This is a genomic window from Bacillus sp. SIMBA_074, assembly GCF_046534555.1.
GTDB lineage: Bacteria > Bacillota > Bacilli > Bacillales > Bacillaceae_G > Bacillus_A > Bacillus_A mycoides.
Window position 1 is genome coordinate 1 of sequence record NZ_JAWRYM010000623.1, and the last position, 267, is coordinate 267.

At 44.2% G+C, this 267-nt stretch carries 1 pseudogene; it reads left to right on the top strand.

The features are described 5' to 3' along the window. Window positions 1-267 (top strand): annotated as a pseudogene (locus SB773_RS32245) (phosphate ABC transporter permease subunit PstC); the annotation flags it as partial.

Below are 267 nucleotides of genomic sequence, written 5' to 3' on the forward strand. Positions count from 1 at the left end.
AACGGCAATCCATGATTGCGCGAAAAATGCTGACGTCCAACAAGCGTCAGTTTCCAGAGAATCTGACAGGCAGAACCATAGCATTGGATTGTGCAGCATTGCTAGTCGTAGTTGTTTTGTCCATCACCTATTTCATTGCATCCAAAGGGCTGTCCACGTTCTTTGTGAACGGGGTCAGCATCACAGAATTTTTAACGCAGCTTAAATGGGATCCAGAAGGTGAACCGTCAGTATACGGTGTATTTCCCTTTATTCTTGGTTCATTTT